The following is a 25438-nucleotide window of genomic DNA, read 5'->3' as shown; positions in this document are numbered from 1 at the left end:
GCGGGATCGACATCTGCCACGAGACGGTGCGGCTGTGGTGGAACCGGTTCGGCCCGCTGTTTGCTGCCGATATCCGGCGGCAGCGGGTGAACCGGATGCGCGGCTTTCGTCAGTGGCGCTGGCACCTCGACGAGATGTACGTGAAGCTGAACGGAGAGATGGTCTACCTCTGGCGGGCGGTGGACCACGAGGGCGAGGTGCTGGAGAGCTATGTTACTCGAAAACGCGATAAATCCGCGGCTCTGGCGTTCATGAAGAAGACGCTGAAGCGGCACGGCAAGCCCGAGGCAATCGTCACCGACGGGCTGCGCTCCTATCCGGCTGCCATGCGGGAACTGGACAATATCGACCGCCGCGAGATGGGCCGCTGGCTCAACAATCGGGCCGAGAATTCACACTTGCCTTTCCGACGACGAGAGCGGGCATTGCTGCGATTTCGGCAGATGAAGTCACTGCAGAAATTCGCCTCCGTCCATTCCTCCTTCCACAATCACTTCAATTCGGAACGCCACCTCGTCGATCGTCAGACCTACAAGCTTCGCCGCTCGGCCGCATTGGCCGAGTGGCAGTCGCTCGTGAGCTGAAGCCTCGTGTTTCCTGCAAACCTGCGTCAATTGGACACTTGTAGCGATTGGACTGACAGCACCGATTAGACTGACAGGACCCCCAATACCTATGTCACAGCGCATCCCGCCGCTCGCATCGTCGTGAGCCACGCGGTGCGCTCGGGCCGAACTTTGCGTAACTTTGGTCGGCGGAGTTTTGCCCCAGGGCACTGTCAGATGTGTCAACCGGGTGTAAATTTCGCGGCAGTAGCGACCGGGTCATAGGTGCCCAACTCCCGCGCCGGGCATCACCCCTTGTCGAACGGGTTCTTCGGACTCTTCAGCGTCAGCCGCACCGGGACCGCGCCGAAGCCGAGGTCGGCGCGGATCGAGTTGAGCAGGTAGCGCTCGTAGCTCGAAGGCAGGTCGTCGAGCCGTGTGCCGAAGATCACGAAGCGCGGCGGACGGGTGTTGGTCTGGGTGATGTAGCGAAGCTTGATCCGGCGGCCGCCGGGAGCGGGCGGCGGGTTGGTTTCGAGCGCGTGGTCGAACCAGCGGTTGAGCGCGGCGGTCGGCACGCGGCGGCTCCACGCCTCGCGCACCTCGAAGGCGGCGGAGAGCATCTGGTCGAGGCCCTTGCCGGTCATCGCGCTGACCGCGACCAGCGGCACGCCCTTGAGCTGCGCCAGCCCTTCGTCGAGCGCGCCGCGCACGCCGTTAAACAGGCCGCTGGCGTCCTCGGCCACGTCCCACTTGTTGATCGCCACGATCAGCGCGCGACCTTCCTCGAGTACGAGGTTGGCGATCTTGAGGTCCTGCACCTCGAGCCCGCGGGTGGCGTCGAGCAGCAGGACGACGACTTCGGCATAGTCGATCGCGTTGCGCGCATCGGCGACCGAGAGGCGCTCGAGCTTGTCCTGTACCTTGGCCTTCTTGCGCATCCCGGCGGTGTCGACGAGCTTGATATCGCGCACCTCGCCCGACTTGGGATCGGTCCACTGCCAGTCGACGGCGATGGAATCGCGGGTGATACCGGCCTCGGGCCCGGTCAGCAGCCGGTCCTCGCCGAGCAGGCGGTTGATCAGGGTCGACTTGCCGGCATTGGGGCGACCGACGATGGCGAGGCTGAGCGGGGCGGTGGCGCCCGGCTCCTCCTCATCCTCGGGTTCGGGTTCGGCCCACTCGTCCTCGTCCTTCTCGACCAGCGGGCGCAGCGCCGTGAACAGGTCGGCGAGGCCTTCGCCATGTTCGGCGCTGAGCGCCACCGGTTCGCCGAAGCCGAGGGCATAGGCTTCCATGATCCCGGCATCGCCCGAGCTGCCTTCCGCCTTGTTGGCGGCCAGCACCACCGGCACGTCCTGCCCGCGCAGCCAGCGCGCGATCTCGCGGTCGAGCGGGGTCAGGTCGGCGCGCGAATCGATCACGAACAGCGCCACGTCGGCGCCCTTCAGCGAGACCTCGGTCTGCGCGCGCATCCGGCCCGGCAGGCTCGCCGGATCCTCGTCTTCCCAGCCGGCGGTGTCGACGAGCTGGAACTTCATGCCGAGCAGGTCGGCGTCGCCGAAACGGCGGTCGCGCGTCACCCCCGGCTGGTCGTCGACCAGCGCGACCTTCTTGCCGACGAGCCGGTTGAACAGCGTCGACTTGCCGACATTGGGGCGGCCGATGATGACCACCTGAGGGAGCGCGCATGCGGGCATAGGCCGCGCAAGTGGCGGTTCGCGCCGGGGTTGGCAAGTGATTGGGGTTAACAGCCGCAAATGGATAACGGCTGGTTAACCATTCAGCGTCAGATGAAACTTACTAAAGTTAGCTTACCCGGGTCGCATGAAGGTCGTTTCGCACATTGCAATTCTCGCCGCGCTCGGCCTGTTCGCCGAGCCTGCGCTGGCCGGTCCGGCGCAGCCCGCCGACGAACTTCCCGCCTACCTCGAATGCGTGCCCTATGCGCGCGAGGTCAGCGGCATCCAGATTTACGGCGACGCCCATACCTGGTGGGACCAGGCCGCCGGGCGCTACCAGCGCGGCCACACCCCGAAGGCGGGCGCGGTCATGGCGTTCGAGCCTTACGGCAACATGCGCCTCGGCCACGTCGCCGCGGTCAGCAAGGTGATCGATTCGCGAACCGTGCTGCTGCGCCATTCCAACTGGTCGCCGATCGACGGGCGCCGCGGGCAGGTCGAGGACGACGTGCGCGCGGTCGACGTGTCGCCGAACAACGACTGGAGCCAGGTGCGGGTCTGGTACGCGCCTCTCGGCGATCTCGGCACCACGGCCTGGCCGGTCGAGGGTTTCATCTATCCCGGCAGGGACACCTCGGGCGCGATCGCCCCGGCGCAGGTTGCGGCAGCAACACCTGCGCGAAAGTCGGTCGCGCCGCCGCGCGAATTCCTCGCCGCGTTCGAAGACTTCGCCGAGACCGGAAAGAAGCAGGCCGCTTCGAAGCGCACTCAGTCGAAGTCGAAGGCCACGGCGCAGCCGGTCGACCTGCTCGAACAGCTTGGGGGCTAGACCCTAGTCCTTCTTTGCGACGGGAGCGCCGTCGCCGAGATCCTCGTACCAGGCCTCGACAGGTCCGGTCAGCTTGAGCAGGAGCGGACGACCCTTGCGGTCGACCGTCTTGCCGGCCTGGACCTTCACCCAGCCTTCCGAAATACAGTACTCGTCGACATTGGTGCGCACCGCGCCTTTGAAGCGGATGCCGATGCCGCGCTGCAGCTTCTCCGCGTCGAAGAAGTCGCTGTCGGGGTGGACCGAGAGGTGGTCGGGCGGAATGTCGGATGCAGTATCGTCGCTCATCCGCACGCCCCTAGCCGCCGCGCGGCAAAATGCAATCAGTCAGGCGGCGGGGTTTCCTTGGGCACGGCCGGTTGCGGCCGCACTTCGGCGGGGCTTTCGCCCGGCTGGTCGGTGGCACCCTGGCCGGGCTGTTGCTCGGGAGCATGGCGGCCGGGAATGTCCTGATCGCCGCCTTCGCCCGGCTGGACTTCGGGAGGAGTCGCCCCCGGATTGTCGTTGTCGCCGGCATGGACGAGTTTCGGATTGCTGTCGGTTTGCATGACGGGATACCTCGCTGGAACTCGCTTTGGAAACGAGCCTGCGGACCGCGACGTTCCTTGCGCAGCGTTCGACCTGCCGTGCCGCTTGCCCTTTTCGCCCCGTGCGAGCGAGGGCCTGCCCTTCCCTCTTGCAACGGTCTGGACGGAACGAAATTTCGGTTTGGGCGAGAAGCGAGGAGGGAGCGATGGATTTCCATCGTGACACGACGAGCGACGCTGCTCAGACCGAAATTTCGGCCGCTCCCCATGGGAGTCGCTGCAAGGAGGCCGCTGGACGTCGTCGCTCGCTTGCGCGTAGCGTTGGCTACGCGTCTGCGCTTCGCTCCTAGCCAGCGGCCTCCTTGCAGCGATCCAGACCATTGCAAGAGGGAAGGGCAGGCCCTATGGGCGCTCGTCTGTCCGCAGGCTACCGCCTGTACGGGTACGTCGGGCCGCGGGCGTGGCGGAACTGGTAGACGCGCTGGATTTAGGTTCCAGTATCGAAAGATGTGGGGGTTCGAGTCCCTTCGCCCGCACCAGTCCTGGCGCCCGGGAGCAATGGAAGTTTTGGAAGGCTAAGAATGCAGATCGTCGAGACCACCAACGAAGGCCTCAAGCGCGCGTACAGCGTGACCATCCCCGCCAAGGATATCGAGGCGCGGATCGATGCCGAGGTGAAGAAAGTCGCCCCGCAGGTGCGCATGCCCGGCTTCCGGCCCGGCAAGGTGCCCGCCAACCTGATCAAGAAGATGCACGGCGAAGCGCTCCACTCGGACGCGTTCAACACCGCGGTGCGCGAATCGATCGACGAACTGATGCGTTCGAAGAAGCTGCGCCCGGCGCTGCAACCCAAGGTCGACCTCGGCGACGGTTACGAGCAGGGCAAGGACGCCGAGCTCACCGTCGAGCTCGAAGTGCTGCCCGAGATCGAGGTCCCGACCGTCGACGGCCTCAAGCTCGAGAAGCTGGTCGTCCCCGTGGCCGATGACCAGGTTGACGAGGCGCTCGGCCGGCTGGCCGGCAACCAGAAGAGCTACAAGGACGCGCCGAAGACCAAGAAGGCCGCCGATGGCGACCAGCTGATCATCGATTTCGTCGGCCGCGTCGACGGCACCGAGTTCGAAGGCGGCAAGGCCGAAGGCGCCCCGCTCGTGATCGGCTCGGGTCAGTTCATCCCGGGCTTCGAAGAGCAGCTGACCGGCGTGAAGGCGGGCGATGAAAAAACCATCACCGTGACCTTCCCCGAGGACTATCCGGCCGAGCATCTCGCCGGCAAGGCGGCCGAATTCGACATAACCGTGAAGGAATTGAAGGTTCCGGCCGAGACCAAGGTCGACGAGGACTTCGCCAAGTCGCTCGGCCTCGAGAGCCTCGACCAGCTCAAGGGCCTGCTAAAGGGCCAGCTCGAGCAGGAAACCGCCGGGCTCACCCGCACGCAGATGAAGCGTCAGCTGCTCGACAGGCTCGCCGCCGACCATGACTTCGCGGTTCCGCCGGCGATGGTCGAGGCCGAGTTCGAGCAGATCTGGGAGCAGCTCCAGGCCGAAGCCGCGAAGGAAGAGGATCCGGCTGCCGCGCAGAAGGAAATCGAGGCCGAGAAGGACGACTACAAGCGAATCGCCGAGCGCCGCGTGCGGCTCGGCCTCCTGCTGTCCGAGATTGGTCAGGCCAATGGCGTCGAAGTCTCCAGCCAGGAGATGAACATGCTGGTCCAGCAGGCGGCCCAGCAGTATCGCCCCGAGGACCGTGAGCGGTTCGTCGAATACGTTCGCAACGAGCCGATGGCGCAGGCCCAACTGCGCGCGCCGCTCTACGAAGACAAGGTCGTCGACTTCCTGTTCGACAAGGCCGAGGTCAGCGAGCGCGAAGTGACCCGCGAAGAGCTCGAGGCCGCCATCGAGGCCGAAGAGTCGACCGACGAGATCACCCCGGGCAAGGCCTCGGCGAAGAAGCCTGCCGCCAAGAAGGCCCCGGCCAAGAAGGCTGCACCGAAGGCGGAATCGGCTGAAGACAAGCCTGCCGCGAAGAAGGCTCCGGCCAAGAAGCCCGCCGCCAAGGCCGAGGCCAAGCCTGCTGCCGATAAGAAGCCTGCCGCCAAGAAGGCTCCCGCGGCGAAGAAGGCTCCGGCCAAGAAGTAACCTGATCGCGGCAACGCGTTCGTCACGAAAAGAAGGGCGGCCCCGTCACACGATGGGGCCGCCCTCTCTTTTTCGTGCGCCCGCAATGGCAGGTCCTAGAAGCTGCCCTTGACGGTGAAGTTTACCACGTGCCCTACGTAGCGCTGACGGTTTTCGTGGAAGGCGAGCGGGGCGACGTCGCGCGGGCCGAGGTAGACCCAGCGGTCCAGCACGACTGGGCTATTCAGCAGGTTGCTCACGCGCGCCTGAACCGTCAGCCCGAAGACGTCCTTGTGCTCGACGAGGACCTGCAGGTTCCTGGCGATGGCATAGTCGTATCCGTACTCGGCGACCCGGTAGTAGGGGTTGTTTCCGGTGTCGCGAAATCCGGCGCCCAGGGCCCAGTCGCTCTGCGGTACGTCGTACCGGAAGTTCACGTCGACGTTGTGGGGCTGGGCGAACTGCACCGGAAGGTAGCCGGTCCCGACCGGATCGGGGAAGCGCGAGTCGCGGAAAGAGGCCGAGATATCGAACTTCGCACCGTCAAATCCGACCGGATCGAGCTTGAGGGTGCTGGTGAGTTCGACACCCATGACTCGCGCCCAGTCGATATTACCGCGCGCTTCGCCTCCCGATGGCGTTGGGACGATGGTCACGTAGTCCTCGAACCGGCGCATGAAGGTGCGCAAGGTCGCGCTGCCCCAGGCGCCGAGGTCTTTGGTCACCTCGAGCTCTCCGCCCCAGCTCTGGTCGGGACGCAGGTCGTTGTTGCCGGCGTTCTGGTTGTTGTCGTTGAGGTTCACCGCCGCGAGGAAGTCGTTGAAGTTGAGTTGGCCGACCCGGCGGTCGATCCGGGCCGACACCGTCCAGCTCGGCCCCGGAGTCCAGCCCAGCGTCAGCGACCCCTTGGGCCGCAGGAACTTGCGCGAGTTGGCGTTGCTGCCGGTCTGCCGGATCCACGAGTATTCGCTTCCGGCGATGAGCTGCATGGTCAGCCCCTCGGCCAGCTGGTGGCTGAAGGACAACATCGATTCGTACCTGTCTTCGCGAACACCGCCCGTACCGGCCGGGAACGGGATCGGGTTGAAAGCGCCGGCGGCATCGAGGATCGAAAGGTCTCCGACCAGGTCGAGCTTGTTGAAGGCCCCCTCGAATGACCACTGCCAGTCCGAGCTCCACATCGACCACGAATATTCCCCGCGCCCGATGCGTTCGCCCTTCTCGCTGGACTGGGCGAACATCACGCCGATCGGTGGCGCGCCCGTGGCGGGATCGAGCACCGACCGGGTACGGAAATTGAGCGACTGCAAGCTGTCGAGAGTGATCAGCTTGAGGCGACCGGGCCCGAGCTCGAAATCGATGTCGCCGCCGATCTCGAAGTCATGGCCCTTGTTGCGCTGGCGGAACATGTCGGTCAGCGGCGGGGTGCCGACGGGGCCGACGACCATCTCGTCCTCGAAGCTGTGGAACCTCCGGTGCAGGTACGACGCATTTGCGTTAATCAGCGTGCCGCCGACTGTCTGGTAACGCAGCGAACCGGACAACCGCTTGTCATCGCCGGCCGCCTTGAAAAGGCTGAACCTGTCTTCGACGAAGCCGTTGCCGTAGGTGACGATGTTGGGGCCGGCGTTGCCGTTGCGCACCGGACGCCCCTCGACTGCGACCGTGAACCCTAGATTTCCGTAAGTCCCGGAGAGGGAGGCGATGCCTTCGAGCCAGCGTGTGTCGGCATATTCGGCGGCGAGTTGCGGACGCCATTCGAACTGGCCCTGGAGCCCGTCGGTCGAGCGTGCAATCACGTTGGCTACGCGGCCCGACAGTCCGGGAATGTTGAGCGTCGAACCTTCGACGACCTCGATCCGGATCACGGTGCTGGCTGGGATACGGGCAAGCTCATCGGTGATCGAGCCCGCCTTGGTCACGATCCGCAGGCCGTTCAGCAGGACGTTGCCGTTCGCCTGGCCAAGGCCGCGATTGTTGTTGTTGCGATTGTTGTTGCCGGCGCCGTCGATCGAGAAGCCCGGCAACTGCTGCACCATGTCGAGCGCGGAGCGCGGCTGAAAGGCCGCGAAGTCGGCCGGAGTGTAGACCTGCCGCGTACCTATCGCGGCATCGGCCGCGGCGGCGGCACCAAGTTCGTCATGGCCGGTGGTTGGAGCAGAATCGTCTGAGTCCTGTTCTGCGCTGGATTGCGCCAGAGCCTCCCCGGTGGCCGAAATCTGGGCGACCGAGTCAGGCTGGTCGGAAGCCTGAGCGAAGGCAGGCACAGCACCTAGTGCGAACAGCGCAGATGCGCTGGCCGCCCACGTCTTGCCGGGTGCTCCGGGGATATTCCTCATGCCCGCCTGTTGTTGACTTTGCCCGTATTGGGTCGGGCGATCCTTAGCTGGCTAGGCAACTGGTGCCAAGCAAAGCCCGGTATCAATCTGTCGCAGGCGGCTGCCAACGCTCGAACGACGGTGTCGCCAGCGTGGCGGTACGGGCCCGTTCATAGGCCGCGCCGAAGCCGAGCATCGCGGCATCGCTCCACTTCGCTCCCATGAAGCTGATGCCCACCGGCAGGCCCTCGACCGCCCCCATCGGCACCGTCAGGTGGGGATAGCCGGCAATCGCCGCGAGGCTGCCGGCGCCGATCGAGCCGTTGTAGTGATCGCCGTTGACGAGGTCGGAAGTCCACGCCGGGCCGACAGTGGGAGCAACGAGAACGTCGACCTTGCTGTCAGCGAGCAGCTTGTCGATGCCTTCCGGACCGGCCAGCCGCAGGCTGTCGGCGCGGGCTTTCTTGTAGGCCTCTTCATCGGTCGTCGTCTCGGCCTGCACGAACAGTTCCTGGCCGAACCAGCGCATTTCCTCTTCCAGGTGTGCAGCGTCGAAGGCGATGGCGTCAGCGAGCGTGCGGACCGGGATGGCGGCCGGTGAGCCCGCCAGATAAGCGCCGAGGTCGCGGCGCAGTTCGTACAGCAGCACGGTCAATTCGGCCGATCCCATTTCGGACGGCGCATCGTAGTCGAGCTCGACGATCTCGGCCCCGGCAGCCTTCATGTCGGCGAGCGCGGCTTCGAACAGCGCCGTCACCTTGCGATCATTGCCGACTGCCTTGCGCAGGACACCGACGCGTTTTCCCGACAGCGAGGCTGTGGCGAGCCCGGCGGTGAAATCGTAGTGAAGGTCACCCGGGCCAAGAATGCCGTAGTCGGGCCCGGCAATTGCACTCAGCAGCAGCGCAGCGTCATGAACACTGTTTGCCATGGGCCCGGCGGTGTCCTGGCTGGAGCTGATCGGCACAATGAACGTCTGGCTGACGAGGCCCACGGTGGGCTTGAAGCCGACCAGGCCGTTGATGCTCGACGGGCAGGTGATCGACCCGTCGGTCTCGGTACCGATTGCCGCCCAGGCGAACCCGGCGGCAACCGCCGCGCCGCTGCCCGAGGACGATCCGCAGGTGTTGCGATCGATCGCATAGGGATTGCGCGTGAGCCCGCCGACTGCGCTCCACCCGCTGGTCGAGTTCGACGAGCGAATGTTGGCCCACTCGGAGAGGTTGGTCTTGCCCAGCACCACGCCGCCCGCCTCGCGCAGCCGAGCGATCAGCGGCGCATCGCGCCCGGTCATGTTGGCGGCCAGCGCGAGGCTGCCGGCGGTGGTCGGCCATTCCTTCGTCTCGACGTTGTCCTTGACCAGCACCGTGCGCCCTCCGAGCAGCAGGCCAGCCTTTTCCGCCGCCTGCGCCTCGGCAGCCGCGGTGTCAGGATCGAGCGATACGATGACCGCGTTCAGCTCCGGCCCCGCGTCATCGAGCGTGGCGATCCGCTCGAGATAGCTCCGGGCGTCGGCTCCGGCGTCGGCGTATGCGGGTGCGGACAGGGCGAGTACGGCAAGGACTGCCGAGGGTGCGATCTTCATGGAATCGCACCCTGCCATTCCAGAGGGCCGGGTGGAAGGGGTTAGAAGTTGCCCTTCACCTGGATGCGGAAGATCTTCGAAACATTGTTCTTTACGTCCTCGATGAAGATCAGCGGCGACCGGTCGCGCAGCCCGCCGTAGACGTAGCGCTTGTTGATCGATTCACCCGAGGTGATGTTGAACACATTGAGGTTCACTGTCAGGCCGAACACGTCCTTGTTCTCGATGAAACCGTACGTGTAGACCGGGCCTTCGTAGTTCACCCCGGTCTCGTAGAGCCGCACGTAATCCTCGTTGAGCTGCGACTGGAAGCCCGCACCGAACGCCCAGTTGCTCTTGGGCACGTCCCAACGCAGCGTCGAATTGTGGTTGAGGTAGGTCTGGCCGCTGAACGGGCGGTGCTGGCCGGTCAGCGGGTCGGGCAGCGAGGTGTGCTCGTAGGCGGTGGAGGTGGTGATCTTGGCGCCGTTCCAGCCGAGCGGATCGAGGTTGATCGTGGCGTTGAGGGAAATGCCCAGGAGCTTGGCCGTACCGTCGATATTGCCCGGAGATTCGCCGCCGGGCACCGGGATGATGTCGATGTAGTCCTCGATCAGCTGGCCGTAGCCGCGCAGCGTAGCCGAGCCCCACTTGCCCAGGTTCTTCTTGACCTGCAGCTCGCCTTCCCAGGCCTGTTGCGGTACCAGCTTCACGTTGCCGGCGTTGCTGTTGTTGTTCTGCAGGTCGACCGTGGCGAGGAAGGTGCCGAACGACAGCTGGCCGACGGTCCGCGCCGCCTTGAGCGAGATGTCGAGGCCCTTTTCCGGGGTCCAGGCGAGCGTCAGCGAGCCCTTTGGGCGCCAGAATTCGCGGGTCAGCCCGTTCGGGCCGGTTTGCGAGAGTTTCGAGTATTCGGCGCCCGCGCCAACCTGCAGCGTCAGGCCATCGGCCAGCGTGCGGTTGTGTGTCAGAATCGATTCGTACCGGTCTTCGGTTACGTTGCCGCCACCGGCGGGCAGCGGCTGGTTGTCGAACTCACCGTTGGGCAGGAGCGGGCCGAAGGTCGCGATCCGGTCGAGCCGGTTGAACGCCGCCTCGCCGTCGAGCTCCCAGTTGCCGCCGAGCATGTCCCAGCGAAATTCGGCGCGGCCAATCCGTTCACCGGACTTGCTGTCGGTCCAGAACCGGCTGCCGAGCGTCGTGCTGCCGTTGTCGAAGATGTAGTACGAAGTCGCCGGGCCGTCGCTCTGGTCGAAGCGTTCGATTCCGATCAGCTTGAGCCTCCCAGGCCCCAGACCGAATTCGACGTCGCCGCTGATGTCGTAGCTGTAGCCCTTGTCGATATTCTTGAAGTCGCGGTGATAGTCGACGTCGCCGATCGGATGGCGATATTCGTTGTCGACGAAGCGGGTGTAGGAGCGTCCGTAAGTAGCGCTGAGGTTGACGATCGTGTCGCCAGGCGGGGTCCACTTGATGCGGGCGTTGAGCTGGGGGAACTCGCCCTTGAAGTAGAGCAGCTTCTCGCGCGTTTCGGTGAGGTTGCCCATTCCGTCGTAGATCAGGGTGCCGCGCCCGCCGCCCGCGCCGCCGCGTCCGGTTCCGTGCGAGTAGGCCGCGCTCCATTCGAGATTGTCGCCCGACCCGCTGACTGAGACTTCGCCGCCGCCGTAGCTCGGTTTGGCGTACCTCGGGCGGAAGACGGCACGGTACTCGAACCGGCCGCTGATGCTGCCGCCCTTGGTGACGACGTTGGCGACCTGGCCCGACAGGCCGGGAATGCCGAACTTCGCACCGTCGACGATTTCGATCCGCACGACGCGATCGGCGGGAATGCGCGAGAGCTGGTCGAGGACGCTATCCGACTTGCTCGCCAGCCGCTCGCTGTTGAGCAGCACGTTCTGGTTGGCCTGGCCGAGCCCGCGGCCCTGGTCCGACTGGTTGATGGTGAAGCCGGGAACCTGATTGAGCATGTCGAGCGCGTTGCGCGGGGCAAAGCGGGCAAAGAAATCGGGAGTGTAGGTCTCGCCATCGGCGGGCGGCGCAGTCTCATCGGATGCCGCGGCGCTGGCTTCCTCCTCGTCCTGCGCGAACGCGGGGGCGGGGGCCGCGCAAAGAGCTAGGGCGGCACAAGTCGACAGGCATCCGATGACAATTGTTTTCATTACGACTGGTTACGAGTCGGGCGCGCGGGTCGCAGCGTTCGTTCGACGGGCGGCGATTCGCTCCCGATGTCGGGCGATGGGTCCGACAAACGACAGTGTGGGGCCGACGAACGCCTATAGCCGACGATGAGCGGTGCGCACGTCCCGTTGGGCAGCGTTTGGGCAAGCCCCTTGAACATCGCGCGGCAAGGCGCGACATAGGCCACGCATCACCACTCGAGAGGATTTATGATCGACCTGTTCGGCACCAGCAACGCGCAAGGCAAGTTTACGCAGGACCCTGTCACCGGCGCCCTGGTGCCCGTCGTCGTCGAAAGCACCAGCCGCGGCGAGCGCAGCTTCGACATCTTCAGCCGCCTGCTGCGCGAGCGCATCGTCTTCGTGACCGGCGAGGTCGAGGATAACATGGCCTCCCTGATCGTCGCCCAGCTGCTCTATCTCGAGAGCGAGAACAGCCGCGACATCTCGATGTACATCAACTCGCCGGGCGGCGTGGTCACTGCCGGCATGGCAATTCACGACACCATGCAGTACATCAAGCCGCGCGTTTCGACCGTCGTGGTCGGCCAGGCCGCGTCGATGGGCAGCTTCCTTCTGGCCGCAGGCGAGCCGGGCATGCGCATCGCGCTCCCGAACAGCCGCATCATGGTCCACCAGCCGAGCGGCGGCGCGCGTGGCATGGCCAGCGACATCGAGATCCAGGCCAAGGAAATCCTGCGCATCCGCCAGCGTATGAACGAGCTCTACGTCAAGTATACCGGCAAGTCGCTCACCGACATCGAGAAGGCGCTCGACCGCGACACATTCCTCGAAGCCGAGGAAGCGATGAAGTTCGGAATCGTCGACAAGGTGTTCGAGTCCCGTCCGGCGACCGACGAAGTCGGGGACACCAGCGGATCGGGCGGCGGCGCGCCCGATTGATCGGGCAAACGAAGGCTTGTCACGGACTGCCGAAAAACTGTAGCATTTTGGCAACCCTGCTCCTTCAGGCTGGCGCAAGCCGTGGGGATTAACGATAGGGCCAATTGATTTGAAAGGTCTGGGGGCTACATTACCCCTGACGCAACCTGCATGACGATTGGTGCGGGAACGGGAATACGGAATGACTAAACTGAGCGGATCCGACAGCAAGAGCACGCTCTACTGCAGCTTCTGCGGCAAGAGCCAGCACGAGGTGAGGAAGCTCATCGCCGGGCCGACAGTGTTCATCTGCGATGAATGCGTCGAGCTGTGCAACGACATCATCCGCGAAGAGGCCAAGGGTGGCGGCATCGGCAAGAAGGACGGTGGCGTCCCGACTCCGCGCGATATCTGCGGTACGCTGAACGATTACGTCATCGGCCAGGATCGCGCGAAGCGCGTGCTCTCGGTGGCGGTGCACAACCACTACAAGCGGCTCAAGCACTCGGGCAAGTCGGGTGAGGTTGAGCTGGCCAAGTCCAACATCCTGCTCGTCGGACCGACCGGTTCGGGCAAGACGCTGCTCGCCCAGACGCTGGCGCGCACATTCGACGTGCCGTTCACGATGGCCGACGCCACCACGCTGACCGAAGCCGGTTACGTGGGCGAGGATGTTGAAAATATCATCCTCAAGCTGCTGCAGGCCAGCGACTACAACGTCGACAAGGCGCAGCACGGGATCGTCTACATCGACGAGATCGACAAGATCACCCGCAAGGCCGAAAACCCCTCGATCACCCGCGACGTTTCGGGCGAAGGCGTGCAGCAGGCGCTGCTCAAGCTGATGGAAGGCACCACCGCCTCCGTCCCGCCGCAGGGTGGCCGCAAGCATCCGCAGCAGGAATTCCTCCAGGTCGACACGACCAACATCCTGTTCATCTGCGGCGGTGCGTTCGCGGGGCTGGAGAAGGTCATTGCCGATCGCCTGCAGAAGCGCTCGATCGGTTTCGGCGCCAATGTCGCCGATCCCGACCAGCGCCGCATCGGCGAGCTGCTCGAGAAGTGCGAGCCGGAAGACCTGCTCAAGTTCGGCCTGATCCCCGAATTCGTCGGCCGCTTGCCGGTGATCGCCACGCTGCACGACCTCGATGTCGATGCACTGGTCGAGATCCTCAAGGAGCCGAAGAACGCGCTCGTCAAGCAGTACCACAAGCTGTTCGAGCTCGAAGACGTTGACCTGACCTTCACCGACGACGCTCTTGTCGCGATTGCTGAGAAGGCAATCAAGCGCAAGACCGGCGCGCGTGGCCTGCGTTCGATCGTCGAAAGCATCCTGCTCGACACAATGTTCGACCTGCCTTCGATGGAAGGTGTGACCGAAGTCGTTGTCGACAAGGACGTCGTGGACGGACGCAAGGAACCGGTGCGCGTCGTTTCGAACGAGGGCAAGGGCAAGAAGGAGGCGGCGGCCTAACCGCCTTCGCCGGCCTTTCGCCGCTCCAGCATAGTTTGTAGCCGCGCCACCCGCTCGGGCGGCAGGAGTTCGAATGCATTGTAGGTTGTCTCGAACGCCGGGATACCCTCGGGCAGCGCCACCCAAGGCATCTTGCTCTCGGTGAAGATCACCGCGTCCGGCGTGAACGCGCCGTTGTCGTCCATCGTGCCGACGCGCAGCCCCGCACCCAGCCGGCCAAGCCGCGGGTAGTAGCTCCAGATCGCCGAGCCGCATTCCGTGCAACGGCACAGCGTCTGCTTTCCGCCGCTGCCCGTGGTGGCGTGGAATTCACCCAGTTCGCCCTCGAGAAGTTCGAGCCGCTCGATCTCGAAGAAGGCGTTGACCACGCTCGTCGATCCGGTCTGGTGCTGGCACAGGTGGCAGTGGCAGTTGTTCACGAAGATCGGCTCGCCGGTGACCCGATAACGCACCGCGCCACAGCCGCACCCGCCTTCGCGCACAGTATCGTCGGCCATGCTGTTTCTCCCTAGTGGTGCGCCGCGTGGCCGAGCCCGCAGTCGTTGGCGCCGGTTTCAACCTGCAAGGTGACGTGGCCGATGCCGTGGTGGTGTTCGAGCTCGTGTGCCGCCTCGCGTAGCATACCGTCGCCTGGATAGCCCCCGGGAATGACCAGATGCGCTGTGAGCGCAGTTTCGGTCGTGCTCATCGGCCAGATGTGCAGATCATGGACCGCGGTGACGCCGGGCAGGGCTTCGAGGAAGGCGCGCACCTCGCTCTCGTCGATCCCGTCGGGAACCGCCAGAAGGCCCATCTTCACGCTGTCGCGCAGCAGGCCCCAGGTACCGTAGCCGATGACCACGACGATGACGAAGCTGGTCGCGGGGTCGATCCACAGGGCGCCTGTGGTGAGGATCAGCACTCCGGCGATGACCACGCCGAGGCTGACCAACGCGTCGGCGGCCATGTGCAGGAAGGCGCCGCGGATGTTGATGTCGTCCTTGCGTCCGCGCGCAAACAGAAGCGCGGTCGCGGTGTTGATGACGATACCGATCCCGGCGACGACGATCATGGTCCAGCCCTCGACCGGGGCGGTGTTCATAAAGCGGTCGACCGTCTCGACGAGGATGGCGCCGAGCGCCACGAGCAACAACCCGGCATTGGCCAGCGCCGCAAGGATCGAGCTGGCCTTGTAGCCATAGGTGAAGCGCGGACTGGCCGGGCGTTGCGCCATGTAGCTTGCCCCCCAGGCGATGAGCAGGCTCATCACGTCGGAGAGGTTGTGCCCGGCGTCGGCGACCAGCGCCATCGAACCCGACCACATTCCGAATCCGGCCTCGACCAGCACGAATATCGAATTGAGCAACACCCCGATGGCGAAGGCACGGTCGAAATTCGCAGGCGCATGGCTGTGGCCATGCCCGTGACCGTGCTCGTGGTTATGCGCGTGCCCGAGGGCCAATTGCCGTTCCCCTGCCGACTGTTGGATCCTCGCGGAACCAGGGGACAGGCGTAGCTTGACGCAGGGCGCAATGACAACCGGAACCTGCCTGGCCTGCTCCTCGCAAAGCTCGAGAGCGGGGGCGATCGGTCCTCACCGGCGGTCAAGAATGGGGAAATTGCGTCATTCCATAGGGTTAAACTATGGATACCGGGGCACTGCCAATTGAACTAGTTTTCCCGCCGAAAGCGTGTTGCAGCGAACCCTTTTTGTCGATCGCACGACCTCGTTTGTCGAGGCGCTACGAGCAGAAAAGCCGAGATTCCCTGACACACCTTCCTCGTCGCAAGAATTGCTCATTTTGTAGCGGGAGAAGACTGATGTTCGACGCCAGCATTTGGACAATACTGTTCTGGCTCTTCGTGGGCCTGGCCATCGGTGGCCTGATTTCCTGGCTCTTGGGGGCCAGAACCGACACGGAGACGGCAAGAGGGCTCGACGCAGCGTCTTTCGAGGGCAAGCGGGTCACCGTGAGGGAGGACTACGAATCGCTGGCCGACCAGCTGGAGGCCATCGAGGGTGTCGGACCGAAGATTGCGGGCCTGTTTCACAAGAGCGGCGTCTTCCGCTTCGCTCAGGTCGCCGCCATGACCCCGGTCGACATCGGCGAAATGCTGCGCGATGCTGGTCATGACTTTGACATCGCCCGGCCCGACACGTGGCCGTTCCAGGCAAATCTCCTCGCCAATGGCTGGATCGACGAGTTCCTGAAGGTCAAAGAAGCGCTTCGTGCGGGCCGTTTCACGCTCCGAGCAGTGGACGGAATCGGTCCTGCGACCTCTGAACGGCTGCACGGGCTCGGAATCGCTTCGCTGGCGACGCTTTCCGATGCCGATGCCGGGGTCTTGTCGGGCAAGCTGAAGGCGGCTGGTGAGGAAGTCTCCGAGGGTGCCGTGCAGGGCTGGATCGAACACGCCAAGCGCCTGATGTGGGGCGATGCAGGACTGCTCGCGGCGGCCTTCGGGCTTCCAGCTGCGGTCCTTGAACCGCGCACAGGCACGACCTTCGCGGAACATCGCAATGTCGACGGCAAGATCGTCGATGCGCGCGCATTGGCCTCGCTGACGGGCGCGACGGCGACGGCCACGGCACGGCCTTCGCTGCTGCCTTTCTGGATCGGGCTGCTGGGCGCCGCCCTGATGGCACTGCTGTCGGCTCTCGGACTTGGCCGCGGCGCGACTGAACCGGCCGCGTCCGTAGCGGCACCGGCCGGAGCACCCGCGCTGATCTCCGAAAACCTCGTCTCCGATGCGTCGTTCGAAACCGACAGCGCCGTCTTGACTGACAAGGGCAAGGCGGAGATCGAGAGCCAGATCATCCAGCCCGCGCTCGGCAAGGACGTCAGCAGCGTGCGGATCGTGGGCCATGCGGACGTGCGGGGCGATGCGGCGCATAACCTCGAACTGTCGCGCAACCGCGCTCTCTCGGTGTCCGAGTACATGCGGCAGCGTGCCGGCGAACTCGGCAATCCCTGGCAGCCGGGCCTGTTCGAGGTAATCGGCGCGGGCGACCAGTTCCCCGATCCGGACGCCAACACCAAGGAGGCCTGTGCCGGAATGACCGATCCGGCGGCGCTTGACAGATGCTATGCGCCCGACCGCAGGGTCACCGTCGACATCGTCGCCGGTAGTTGAGGGCAGATCAGGGCCGGTGACGGGCTGCCGACAGCACCGCCGCCGGTCCGGCCTTCACCTCTAATCGTAGATGCACGAATCGAGCCCGTCCCGACGCACCACGCCGATGCGCGCCCGGATCGTGTTGCCGTAGCGCCGGGTGAAGCCTCCCGGACTGACCACGGCACGCTTCTTGGGTAGAGGCAAGGCGGCGGCCATGCGCGCCGCCTCGCTCGGTGAAAGGTGCGCGGCTGAGTGCTTGAAGTAGCGCTGCGCCCCGGCCTCGACACCATAAGTGCCGATGCCAGTTTCGGCGACGTTGAGGTAAACCTCCATGATCCGCCGCTTGCCCCACAGGTTCTCAATCAGGAAGGTGAACCAGGCCTCAAGCCCTTTGCGGAAATAGCCGCCGCCTTGCCACAGGAAGACGTTCTTGGCGGTCTGCTGGCTGATCGTCGACCCGCCACGGATGCGGCCGCCGCGGGCGTTTCTCTCGATCGCCTTCTCGATCGCCTCGCGGTCGAAGCCGTTGTGGCTGCAGAACTTGCCGTCCTCGCCCGCAATGACGGCCGAGACCATGTTGCGGTCGATGCGGCTGAGCGATGTCCAGTCCTTGGTGATGCCGTTGCCGTCGATGATCATGGTCGCGGTGATGGGCACCGGCACGAAGCGGAACAGCAGCACGAGAAGAACGCTCAGGGCGATGAACCCGAGCACGGTCTTGACCAGGATACGCAGGACACGGGTCATGGCTGCCGAACTATCGCCGGTCCCCGAATGCTGCAACTCAGCCTTGCGCGGCCCGCGGGCGGGTCGCGATGACGAACATCCAGAACAGCACGATGGCAATCGCCGGGAAGGCCAGTTCGCCCAGCAGCATGGCATTTGTGCCGTAGGAATCGTGCACATGCCCGTCGACCGTGGACATGACGGCGATCGGGATGTTGGACAGCGCCGCCATCAGGTTCCAGTTGGTCGCCGCGCTCTTCTTGCCGATCGCCTCGAGCACGATCGCGGCGTAGCCGGTGTAGGCCATGCCGACCATCGCCTGATAGGCGAGGACGCCGACGACGAATACCATCGGTGTGCGCGGCAGGACGATCAGCGTCACGGCGACCAGCCCGACCAGCAGCCCGAACATCGAATAGGCCTTCTTGAGTTCCATCCGGTCGCAAATGTAGCCGGCGATTAATGCGCCGAAGATCGCAGCGACGCCGCCCGCGATACCGTTGACGAAAGCAACCATGGTGCCGCCGGCCTGCCATTCGTTGGCGATCGCCGCCCAGGGAACGCCGCCCGAACCGATCGGCAGCAGCATTATGATCAGTGCGAGGTAGCCGAGCCGTGAGCGGGCGACGTGCCAGACGTTGACCCCCACTTCCTTGAGGTGGGCGAGGTAATGGAGCCCTTCCTGCTTCACCAGTTCGAGCTTCGGCAGGAGCAGCGTCGCTCCCCAGCAGGCGAAACAGACCGCGGCAAGCACGACACCCGAGATCCAGGGTTCCGCAAGGTTTTCCGCGAGCAGCAGACCGATCCCGCCGCCAATTCCACCCCCGCCGAGGTTGCCGGCCTGCGACCAGCCGCTGGCCTTGCCGCGCAATTCGGGCGGCACCTGGTTGGCCATGAAGATCTCGGTGGCCATCGACACGAAGGTCGAAGTGACCGAAGAGCCGACGATCAGCGCGATGAAGAGCGGAATCTCGGCCTCGGTCTTGGGCAGGATGCTCATCAGCAGGATCGAGAGGCCGACGGTAGCGGTGCCTATTCCGTACCAGACTTTCGGGTTCCCGATCGTGTCGACAATCGGTGCCCACAGCATCTTCACCGTCTGGGGCCAGACCGAAAGTGCAATGATCGTGGCGATGACCGCCACCGGGATCTGTCCTTCGCGAAGCTGGAAGCCAAGCGTGACGGTGACATAGCCGCTGGAGATTCCGAACGGCGCGAACAGCGGTGCGAAGATCCACGGCCTGCGGACTTCGCCCCGGCTGACGTGTGCTTCGTCGAGGGCGGGCCCGGCTTCGGCGTGTGCGGTCAAGCTATCTCTCCGGTCGGCGGGTCGCGACGGCCTAGAGAGTTAGCGGCAAAGAAAAGCCGGGCAAGCAATTACTCGCTTGCCCGGCTTGTCGTTCGTTACGCGGACGCCGTCAGGCGCTCGGCATCGGCGCCGGCAGCAGCTTCTCGGTGGCGATACGCTGCATCGCCTTCTGCAGCTTCTCGAAGGCGCGCACCTCGATCTGCCGGATGCGTTCGCGGCTGACGTCGTACTGCTGCGACAGCTCCTCGAGCGTCTGCGGGTCGTCGGTCAGGCGCCGCTCGGTCAGGATGTGCTTCTCACGGTCGTTGAGGCTGTCCATCGCCTCGACCAGCATCTCGTGGCGCACCTCGGCCTCTTCGGCGTCGGCGACCATCTCGTCCTGCAGCGGGCCTTCATCGGTCAGCCAGTCCTGCCACTCGCCCGAGCCTTCCTCGCCATTGCGCATCGGCGTGTTGAGCGAGCCGTCGCCGCCCATCATCATCCGGCGGTTCATGTTGACGACTTCCTGCTCGGCAACGCCGAGGTCGGTGGCGATCTTGGCCACGTCGTCGGGGTGCAGGTCGGTATCCTCGTAGGCCTCGAGGTTCTTCTTCATCCGCCGCAGGTTGAAGAACAGCTTCTTCTGCGCCGCTGTGGTGCCCATCTTCACGAGGCTCCAGGTGCGCAGGATGTATTCCTGGATGGAGGCCTTGATCCACCACATGGCGTATGTCGCCAGGCGGAAGCCGCGATCCGGCTCGAACTTCTTGACGCCCTGCATCAGGCCGACGTTGCCCTCGGAAATGAGGTCGGCGACCGGCAGGCCATAGCCGCGATAGCCCATGGCGATCTTGGCCACGAGGCGGAGGTGCGAGGTCACGAGCTGCGCGGCAGCGTCGGGATCCTCGTGCTCCTCATAGCGCTTGGCGAGCATGTATTCCTGCTCTGCCGTAAGCACGGGGAATTTCTTGATTTCGGCGAGATAGCGGTTGAGGCTCTGCTCCCCGCCCAGCGCCGGAACGCTCGGTGTCTTAGCGTTGCTCATGTCTTACCCAAACCTTTCTTTCGTCGACCGCGGTGCTCAGGCCCCTTTTTGGGCACCCGGGCGGTGCAGCCACATTGCAATGTATATAACAGATTTCCCTGCAGGACAGGGTGCAGTTCATCGATTTCAATGACCGGTTTCGTCGATAAGTTCCTTCATATCGGCGGGCAATTCACTCGAAAACTCAAGCTTCTGCCCGGTAATCGGGTGAACGAAGCCGAGAATCGCGGCGTGAAGCGCCTGACGATGGAAGTCGAGGGCCTTGAGAATCGGCCGGAGCGATGGAGGTGGCCTGCCATAGACAGGGTCTCCCAGTAGCGCATGGCCGATTGACGCAAGGTGAACCCGCACCTGGTGGGTGCGGCCGGTTTCCAGCCGACATTCGACGAGTGCACAGTTCTCCAGTCTTTCCAGCACCTTGTAGTGGGTGACGGCATGCTTCCCGCGACTGGAATTGTCGGGAAGCAGGGCCATTTTCTTGCGGTTGGCATCGGAACGTCCGATCCTGCCGCGAATCGTGCCCTGCGGAGGTGACGGATGGCCGTTGCACATGGCCAGATAGACGCGCTCGATCGAATGGTCGGCGAACTGCTTCGCCAGCCCTTCATGCGCGGCATCCGTCTTGGCGGCTACCAGCAGTCCGGAGGTATCCTTGTCTATGCGATGCACGATCCCTGGACGTGCAACGCCCGAGATGCCCGAAAGGTTCCCGGCGCAGTGATGCAGCAGCGCATTTACCAAAGTGCCGTCGCGATTGCCCGTCGCCGGGTGCACGACCATGCCGGAGGGCTTGTCGACGACGATCAGGTAGTCGTCCTCGAAAACCACGGTCAGCGGGATGTCCTGCGGCAGCGCGTCCGATTCGGCCAGCGCGGGCAGGGCGATGGTGAACGGCGTGCCTTCATCGCATTTTGCCGAGGCCTGCGAGGCCGGAACGCCGCCCACCGAGACGGCTCCTTCCGCGATCAGCGCCTGGATGCGCGCGCGCGACAGGCCGGCAACATCGGCCAATGCCTTGTCGAGCCTCGACCCGCCCGGCAGCGTTCCGGTGATGATTTCCCCGTCCCCCATGCTAGTGGAAATGGGTGGCGAACATCGAGGTGACAAGGGGCGCGTTCGAGCGATTGCTGGCCGAGGCGAAGGCAGCGGCCCCGAACGAAGCGTGCGGACTGTTGCTGGGTCACAGAGGGCACATCGAGGCAGTCGTTCTGGCGCAAAACGTCCACCCCGATCCGGCCACCCATTTCGAGATCGACCCGCAGGCCCTGATCGACGCCCACCGCGCAGCACGGTCGGGTGGTCCGGAAGTAATCGGTTACTACCATTCGCATCCCACCGGGGGAGCGGAACCCTCGCCAGCCGATATCGCCGGTGCGGAAAACGACGGAAAAGTCTGGGCAATCGTCGCCAACGGGACAGTCCGATTCTGGCGTGCGGGGGACGGAGGCTTCGACGAGCTTCCAACCGGAGTACACAATCGCTAGGGGTATCGAATGCCAGAAACGGTCGACCTCGCTTCGCTTCTCTGTTCCCGCCTCTGCCACGACATGCTCAGTCCGGTCGGTGCCCTCAGCAACGGGATCGAATTGCTGCGCGACGAACGCGACCCGGAAATGCGCCAGCGCTGCATGGAGCTGCTCGAACAGAGCGCCAGGATCAGCGCCGACAAGCTGAAGTTCTTCCGCCTCGCCTACGGTGCTGCGGGCGGGTTCGGCGATGCCGTTCCTACCCAGGAACCGCGCGACCTGGTCCAGGGCCTCGTCGGCGACAACGGGCGCATCGCGCTGCAATGGGCGGTCGGCGATCCGGAACTGCCCAAGCCCGCGGTTAAGGTCCTGCTGAATCTCGCCGCCATCGGCATCGATTCGCTGCCGCGCGGCGGTCAGCTCGACGTCGGCGCCGAGAAGCGCGACGGGGCGACCGAGATCGCCGTCAGGGCGGCAGGCGACAAGATCGCCTTCGACAAGTCGATCGGTATGGCGCTCGACGGCTCGCTTCCGCCTGAGGCCTTGTCGGGACGCACCGCGCCGGCACACATGATCCGTCTCATCGCCGATCGTTGCGGCGGCGGTGTCCAGTATGCCCTCAGCGACGAGGCGCTGGTCATGGGGGCGATCCTGCCCGACGTCTAACGTGGCCGGAAAGGAGGGCGAGCGGACATGGCTGAAGAACTGGTCCACCGCGAAGTTCCCTCGCCCAACTGGAACGAGCGCGGCGACGAGCCGGTCTCGATGGTCGTGCTGCATTATACCGACATGCTCACGCCCGAAGCGGCGATCGAGCGCATGTGCGATCCCGAGGCCGAAGTCAGTGCACACTACCTGATCACCGAAGTGGGGGAGGTCGTCCGGCTGGTGGCAGAGGACAAGCGCGCCTGGCACGCAGGCGTGAGCTACTGGCGCGGGCATTCCAACGTGAACAGCCGTTCGATCGGGATCGAATTGCAGAACCCCGGCCATACCAACGGCTATCGCCCGTTTCCCGAGGCGCAGATCGAGGCGCTGGTCCCACTGCTTCACCGAATCGTGAAGTACCACGACATCCCGCGCGCCAATGTCGTCGGCCATTCCGACATTGCCCCGACGCGCAAGCTCGATCCGGGCGAGCTCTTTCCATGGGAGCGGCTGGCGGAATACCGGCTTGCCCTGCCGCGTCCGGAGAAGCTCGAACTGGGCGATCCGTTCGACAATGACGGCGCCTTCTATCTCGCGCTCGAGCGCTTCGGATATGACATTTCCGATGGGCACAAGGCGGTCGAAGCGTTCCAGCGGCGCTGGAGACCGCACAAGATCGATGGGCAGGTCGACGGACAGATTCGCGCGATCCTGTTCCAATTGCTCTTGGATCGCGACCAGGGACGCACTAGGTAGCCGCGTGCCAGGGGACCGGGCAGCCGCGTCGTAGCTTGCTACGCCGAGGAAAGTCCGGGCTCCGCGAAACGAAGGTGGCGGGTAACGCCCGCCCGGTGAGTATCTTCGGACGCGAGCCGAGGGAAAGTGCCACAGAGAGTATACCGCCGATGGCCCCTGAAGGGCACAGGCAAGGGTGAAAGGGTGCGGTAACAGCGCACCGGGCGGCCGGTAACGGACGTCGCAAGGCAAACCCCACCTGGAGCAAGACCGAATAGGGGTCTCGTGCTGTCAAAAGCAGGGGTGTTTCGTCCCGAGAGGCCCGGGTTGGTTGCTGGAGCCGCATGGCAACATGCGGCCGAGATGAATGGCTGCCCCTGCGGCGTGGGTCTTTCGAGATACCGCCCGTGGGACAGAACCCGGCTTACAGGTCCCCTGGCACTTTTCCCGACGGATCAGGCGGCGAGGTCGCGCGGCGTGGCGGTAATCGCCCCGTCGAGTTCGATCGCTTCGAGATAGCGACGATCCTTGCCTTCAAGGACGAGCGCGGTCAGGCGACCGTTGCAATAGGCGCCGGTATCAATGCCGATGCGGTTGCCACGGTCGTCGGGCTCATCGAAGATCGTGTGGCCGTGGACTACGACCGCACCGTGCGGCGCGGCGTGCGACAGGAACGGTTCGCGAATCCAGCGCAGGTACTTGCGTTCCTGTTCCTCGAAGGGTGTCTCGGGAAGGATCCCGGCATGGACGAACAGATAGTCGCCGATCGCGATCATGTCCTCAAAGCCATCGATGAAATCGCGGTCTTCCTGCGGCACGCAGGCGTTCATCATCGACTGCACGTCCTCGATCTCGGCGGCGTTGTAGACGTGGCGATCGATGCCGTAGCTGAGCACCGTCTCGCGTCCGCCATAGCGCAGGAAGTGCCGCAGCATGTCGCGGTCGCTGAAGCTCTTGAGGAACATTTCCTCGTGATTGCCGGTCAGGATGCGGACCTTGCGCTGACGCTGCCAGTCGCGCGCCCTTGCGACGACCCCGGCACTGTCGGGCCCGCGATCGACGAGGTCGCCGAGAAGGACGACAGTCGTATCCGCCGGCCCTGCTGCGGCATCGTCTGCTTCGATCGCATCGATCAGCGCATCGAACAGGTCGAGCCGCCCGTGCAGGTCTCCTACGGCATAGACCCGCTGACCCGCGGGCACACCTGCCGCGGGTCGTTCTTCATCGCGGGCGAAAAGATGGCGAATTGCTTTCAACATATCGGCTTGGCGTCGGGGATGTAGGTCTTTCGCATTGCAGTGCAACAGTGGAACTCTTTTGGCTACCGCATGTGCCCGAGCAACTTGCCGTGGCGTTAATGTGATGCCGATTGGACACACATTGCTATAACCAATAGCGACGCGCGCAACTTTCTCTTGTGCGATGCAGCACCGCTGTGCAGTTTATTGCTGCATTCGCATGAAGCCATGTCCATCCAAACGAGGCAGGCCGTGCGAATTCGCAGGTAGGGACGAAGCATAGTTTCACATCAGCAATTGAGGAAATTGCCAATGCTTACGTCCATCCGCGGCCTTTTCGCCGCTACCGCGCTCGCCGGCGCGGCACTTGTTGCCACCCCTGCCATGGCGCAGGAAGAAGACACCAGCGGCTTCTCGGTTTCGGGCAACGCTGCGGTCGTCACCGATTACCGTTTCCGCGGTGTGTCGCTCTCGGGCGGCGATGCTGCCATCCAGGGCGGTATCGATGTCGCTCACGATAGCGGCTTCTACATCGGCACCTGGGGCTCCTCGATCGAGGGTGGTCTTTATGGCTCGACCGAAATCGACATCTACGGTGGCTGGAGCGGCGATGTGACCGAAGGTCTCGCGATCGATGTCGGCCTGCTGTATTACTACTATCCGGGTGGTGTCGGCGGTCTCGATCTCGACTACTTCGAGCCCTATGCCTCGCTCAGCACGACGCTCGGCCCGGTCGATGCGACCGTCGGTGTCGCCTACGCCTGGAGCCAGGATTCGCTGGGCAGCGACGACAACCTCTACATCTACACCGACTTCGGTGTGGCGATTCCCGAAACCCCGATCAGCCTCTCGGCGCACCTCGGCTACACCGACGGCGTTCTCGCGCCGCCGTTCCTGGCGGGCACGCTCGACGACTCCGGTCTCGACTGGTCGATCGGTGCCAGCGCGACCGTGCTCGGTGCGCTGTCGGTCGGTGTGTCGTATGTCGGCGTCGAAGGTCCTTCGATCAACGGCTTCACCGACGACGCCATCGTGGGTACGCTTTCGGTCGAATTCTGATCGCATTACCGGCGAACGA

General features: G+C 64.4%; 23 protein-coding genes, 1 tRNA gene and 1 other RNA gene. 12 read left to right on the top strand and 13 right to left on the bottom strand.

Annotated features, from left to right (window positions below; genetic code table 11):
- Positions 1-584 (top strand): IS6 family transposase (locus GRI89_RS01195; protein WP_159791433.1); only part of this gene is annotated, 584 nt, incomplete at its 5' end.
- Positions 585-853: 269 nt separating this feature from the next.
- Here the strand turns inward: GRI89_RS01195 and der are convergent.
- Positions 854-2245 carry a ribosome biogenesis GTPase Der gene (der, locus tag GRI89_RS01190; RefSeq protein ID WP_159791432.1) on the bottom strand — a complete coding sequence of 464 codons (1392 nt, stop codon included), beginning with the start codon at positions 2243-2245 and terminating at the stop codon, positions 854-856.
- A 127-nt stretch (positions 2246-2372) separates the two neighbouring features.
- Between der and GRI89_RS01185 the strand changes: the two genes are divergently transcribed.
- Positions 2373-3056 carry a CHAP domain-containing protein gene (locus GRI89_RS01185; RefSeq protein ID WP_159791431.1) on the top strand — a complete coding sequence of 228 codons (684 nt, stop codon included), beginning with the start codon at positions 2373-2375 and terminating at the stop codon, positions 3054-3056.
- A 3-nt stretch (positions 3057-3059) separates the two neighbouring features.
- Here GRI89_RS01185 and GRI89_RS01180 read toward each other — a convergent pair whose 3' ends face one another.
- Positions 3060-3344, bottom strand: a complete 285-nt coding sequence (locus GRI89_RS01180) for a DUF3297 family protein (protein WP_159791430.1) — start codon at positions 3342-3344, stop codon at positions 3060-3062.
- 35 nt (positions 3345-3379) lie between these two features.
- The gene (locus GRI89_RS01175; RefSeq protein WP_159791429.1) at positions 3380-3604 is read right to left on the bottom strand and encodes a hypothetical protein; all 225 of its coding nucleotides are present in this window, start codon (positions 3602-3604) and stop codon (positions 3380-3382) included.
- A gap of 433 nt (positions 3605-4037) precedes the next feature.
- Here GRI89_RS01175 and GRI89_RS01170 point away from each other — a divergent pair.
- Positions 4038-4122: transfer RNA gene (locus GRI89_RS01170), tRNA-Leu, on the top strand.
- Between the two features lie 42 nt (positions 4123-4164).
- Complete coding sequence (gene tig / locus GRI89_RS01165; RefSeq protein WP_159791428.1) at positions 4165-5721, top strand: trigger factor; 1557 nt, start codon at positions 4165-4167, stop codon at positions 5719-5721.
- A 95-nt stretch (positions 5722-5816) separates the two neighbouring features.
- Here the strand turns inward: tig and GRI89_RS01160 are convergent, their stop codons facing one another.
- The 3 genes from GRI89_RS01160 to GRI89_RS01150 form a co-directional block, all read right to left on the bottom strand.
- Positions 5817-8039 carry a TonB-dependent receptor plug domain-containing protein gene (locus tag GRI89_RS01160; protein ID WP_159791427.1) on the bottom strand — a complete coding sequence of 741 codons (2223 nt, stop codon included), beginning with the start codon at positions 8037-8039 and terminating at the stop codon, positions 5817-5819.
- An 82-nt stretch (positions 8040-8121) separates the two neighbouring features.
- Positions 8122-9603 carry an amidase gene (locus tag GRI89_RS01155; RefSeq protein WP_159791426.1) on the bottom strand — a complete coding sequence of 494 codons (1482 nt, stop codon included), beginning with the start codon at positions 9601-9603 and terminating at the stop codon, positions 8122-8124.
- A gap of 41 nt (positions 9604-9644) precedes the next feature.
- Entirely contained in the window at positions 9645-11744 is a 2100-nt protein-coding gene (locus tag GRI89_RS01150) for a TonB-dependent receptor plug domain-containing protein (protein WP_159791425.1), read from the bottom strand.
- A 228-nt stretch (positions 11745-11972) separates the two neighbouring features.
- On the opposite strand from GRI89_RS01150, the gene GRI89_RS01145 reads away from it, so the two are divergent.
- Positions 11973-12665: an ATP-dependent Clp protease proteolytic subunit gene (locus GRI89_RS01145; protein ID WP_159791424.1), complete on the top strand. Its 693-nt coding sequence runs from the start codon at positions 11973-11975 to the stop codon at positions 12663-12665.
- A gap of 181 nt (positions 12666-12846) precedes the next feature.
- A complete protein-coding gene (gene clpX / locus GRI89_RS01140; protein ID WP_159791423.1) occupies positions 12847-14118 on the top strand; it encodes an ATP-dependent Clp protease ATP-binding subunit ClpX in 1272 nt (423 codons plus the stop codon).
- On the opposite strand, the gene GRI89_RS01135 is transcribed toward clpX, so the two are convergent.
- Both GRI89_RS01135 and GRI89_RS01130 read right to left on the bottom strand, forming a co-directional pair.
- Positions 14115-14615, bottom strand: a complete 501-nt coding sequence (locus tag GRI89_RS01135) for a GFA family protein (protein ID WP_159791422.1) — start codon at positions 14613-14615, stop codon at positions 14115-14117. The genes clpX and GRI89_RS01135 overlap by 4 nt on opposite strands.
- An 11-nt stretch (positions 14616-14626) precedes the next feature.
- Positions 14627-15559 (bottom strand): cation diffusion facilitator family transporter, encoded by a 933-nt coding sequence (locus GRI89_RS01130; protein ID WP_159791421.1) that lies wholly within the window; start codon positions 15557-15559, stop codon positions 14627-14629.
- Positions 15560-15918: 359 nt separating this feature from the next.
- Here GRI89_RS01130 and GRI89_RS01125 point away from each other — a divergent pair, with 359 nt between their 5' ends.
- On the top strand, positions 15919-17232 hold the full coding sequence (locus GRI89_RS01125; RefSeq protein WP_159791420.1) for an OmpA family protein: 1314 nt from the start codon (positions 15919-15921) through the stop codon (positions 17230-17232).
- A 60-nt stretch (positions 17233-17292) separates the two neighbouring features.
- Here GRI89_RS01125 and mtgA read toward each other — a convergent pair whose 3' ends face one another.
- The 4 genes from mtgA to GRI89_RS01105 form a co-directional block, all read right to left on the bottom strand.
- Positions 17293-17961, bottom strand: a complete 669-nt coding sequence (mtgA, locus tag GRI89_RS01120; RefSeq protein WP_159791419.1) for a monofunctional biosynthetic peptidoglycan transglycosylase — start codon at positions 17959-17961, stop codon at positions 17293-17295.
- Between the two features lie 37 nt (positions 17962-17998).
- Positions 17999-19249, bottom strand: a complete 1251-nt coding sequence (locus tag GRI89_RS01115; protein WP_159791418.1) for an MFS transporter — start codon at positions 19247-19249, stop codon at positions 17999-18001.
- A 109-nt stretch (positions 19250-19358) separates the two neighbouring features.
- Positions 19359-20273 carry an RNA polymerase sigma factor RpoH gene (gene rpoH / locus GRI89_RS01110; protein ID WP_201290840.1) on the bottom strand — a complete coding sequence of 305 codons (915 nt, stop codon included), beginning with the start codon at positions 20271-20273 and terminating at the stop codon, positions 19359-19361.
- Between the two features lie 126 nt (positions 20274-20399).
- Entirely contained in the window at positions 20400-21344 is a 945-nt protein-coding gene (locus GRI89_RS01105; protein ID WP_159791417.1) for an RluA family pseudouridine synthase, read from the bottom strand.
- A gap of 14 nt (positions 21345-21358) precedes the next feature.
- Here GRI89_RS01105 and GRI89_RS01100 point away from each other — a divergent pair, with 14 nt between their 5' ends.
- The 4 genes from GRI89_RS01100 to rnpB all read left to right on the top strand — a co-directional run bounded on the left by GRI89_RS01100 (position 21359) and on the right by rnpB (position 23565).
- Entirely contained in the window at positions 21359-21757 is a 399-nt protein-coding gene (locus GRI89_RS01100; protein WP_407924957.1) for a M67 family metallopeptidase, read from the top strand.
- Positions 21758-21766: 9 nt separating this feature from the next.
- Positions 21767-22405 (top strand): histidine phosphotransferase family protein, encoded by a 639-nt coding sequence (locus GRI89_RS01095; protein ID WP_159791416.1) that lies wholly within the window; start codon positions 21767-21769, stop codon positions 22403-22405.
- Between the two features lie 27 nt (positions 22406-22432).
- A complete protein-coding gene (locus tag GRI89_RS01090) occupies positions 22433-23143 on the top strand; it encodes an N-acetylmuramoyl-L-alanine amidase (RefSeq protein WP_159791415.1) in 711 nt (236 codons plus the stop codon).
- A 7-nt stretch (positions 23144-23150) separates the two neighbouring features.
- An RNA gene (rnpB, locus tag GRI89_RS01085) (RNase P RNA component class A) lies at positions 23151-23565 on the top strand.
- A 12-nt stretch (positions 23566-23577) separates the two neighbouring features.
- Here the strand turns inward: rnpB and GRI89_RS01080 are convergent.
- Positions 23578-24381 carry a metallophosphoesterase gene (locus GRI89_RS01080; RefSeq protein ID WP_159791414.1) on the bottom strand — a complete coding sequence of 268 codons (804 nt, stop codon included), beginning with the start codon at positions 24379-24381 and terminating at the stop codon, positions 23578-23580.
- Positions 24382-24672: 291 nt separating this feature from the next.
- On the opposite strand from GRI89_RS01080, the gene GRI89_RS01075 reads away from it, so the two are divergent.
- Entirely contained in the window at positions 24673-25419 is a 747-nt protein-coding gene (locus GRI89_RS01075) for a TorF family putative porin (protein ID WP_159791413.1), read from the top strand.
- The last annotated feature ends 19 nt before the right edge of the window (positions 25420-25438 follow it).

Origin of the sequence: Croceibacterium salegens, assembly GCF_009827435.1 — a bacterium.
Classification (GTDB): Bacteria; Pseudomonadota; Alphaproteobacteria; order Sphingomonadales; family Sphingomonadaceae; genus Croceibacterium_B; species Croceibacterium_B salegens.
The sequence above is the reverse complement of the archived record's forward strand: the minus strand, read 5'-3'. Positions and strand labels throughout refer to the sequence as shown.

Excerpts from the sequence above, each read along its gene's own strand:
- der (WP_159791432.1), bottom strand. The coding sequence starts at position 2,245 with ATGCCCGCATGCGCGCTCCCTCAGGTGGTCATCATCGGCCGCCCCAAT.
- GRI89_RS01185 (WP_159791431.1), top strand. The coding sequence starts at position 2,373 with ATGAAGGTCGTTTCGCACATTGCAATTCTCGCCGCGCTCGGCCTGTTC.
- GRI89_RS01180 (WP_159791430.1), bottom strand. The coding sequence starts at position 3,344 with ATGAGCGACGATACTGCATCCGACATTCCGCCCGACCACCTCTCGGTC.
- GRI89_RS01175 (WP_159791429.1), bottom strand. The coding sequence starts at position 3,604 with ATGCAAACCGACAGCAATCCGAAACTCGTCCATGCCGGCGACAACGAC.
- tig (WP_159791428.1), top strand. The coding sequence starts at position 4,165 with ATGCAGATCGTCGAGACCACCAACGAAGGCCTCAAGCGCGCGTACAGC.
- GRI89_RS01160 (WP_159791427.1), bottom strand. The coding sequence starts at position 8,039 with ATGAGGAATATCCCCGGAGCACCCGGCAAGACGTGGGCGGCCAGCGCA.
- GRI89_RS01155 (WP_159791426.1), bottom strand. The coding sequence starts at position 9,603 with ATGAAGATCGCACCCTCGGCAGTCCTTGCCGTACTCGCCCTGTCCGCA.
- GRI89_RS01150 (WP_159791425.1), bottom strand. The coding sequence starts at position 11,744 with ATGAAAACAATTGTCATCGGATGCCTGTCGACTTGTGCCGCCCTAGCT.
- GRI89_RS01145 (WP_159791424.1), top strand. The coding sequence starts at position 11,973 with ATGATCGACCTGTTCGGCACCAGCAACGCGCAAGGCAAGTTTACGCAG.
- clpX (WP_159791423.1), top strand. The coding sequence starts at position 12,847 with ATGACTAAACTGAGCGGATCCGACAGCAAGAGCACGCTCTACTGCAGC.
- GRI89_RS01135 (WP_159791422.1), bottom strand. The coding sequence starts at position 14,615 with ATGGCCGACGATACTGTGCGCGAAGGCGGGTGCGGCTGTGGCGCGGTG.
- GRI89_RS01125 (WP_159791420.1), top strand. The coding sequence starts at position 15,919 with ATGTTCGACGCCAGCATTTGGACAATACTGTTCTGGCTCTTCGTGGGC.
- mtgA (WP_159791419.1), bottom strand. The coding sequence starts at position 17,961 with ATGACCCGTGTCCTGCGTATCCTGGTCAAGACCGTGCTCGGGTTCATC.
- rpoH (WP_201290840.1), bottom strand. The coding sequence starts at position 20,273 with ATGAGCAACGCTAAGACACCGAGCGTTCCGGCGCTGGGCGGGGAGCAG.
- GRI89_RS01105 (WP_159791417.1), bottom strand. The coding sequence starts at position 21,344 with ATGGGGGACGGGGAAATCATCACCGGAACGCTGCCGGGCGGGTCGAGG.
- GRI89_RS01095 (WP_159791416.1), top strand. The coding sequence starts at position 21,767 with ATGCCAGAAACGGTCGACCTCGCTTCGCTTCTCTGTTCCCGCCTCTGC.
- GRI89_RS01090 (WP_159791415.1), top strand. The coding sequence starts at position 22,433 with ATGGCTGAAGAACTGGTCCACCGCGAAGTTCCCTCGCCCAACTGGAAC.
- GRI89_RS01080 (WP_159791414.1), bottom strand. The coding sequence starts at position 24,381 with ATGTTGAAAGCAATTCGCCATCTTTTCGCCCGCGATGAAGAACGACCC.
- GRI89_RS01075 (WP_159791413.1), top strand. The coding sequence starts at position 24,673 with ATGCTTACGTCCATCCGCGGCCTTTTCGCCGCTACCGCGCTCGCCGGC.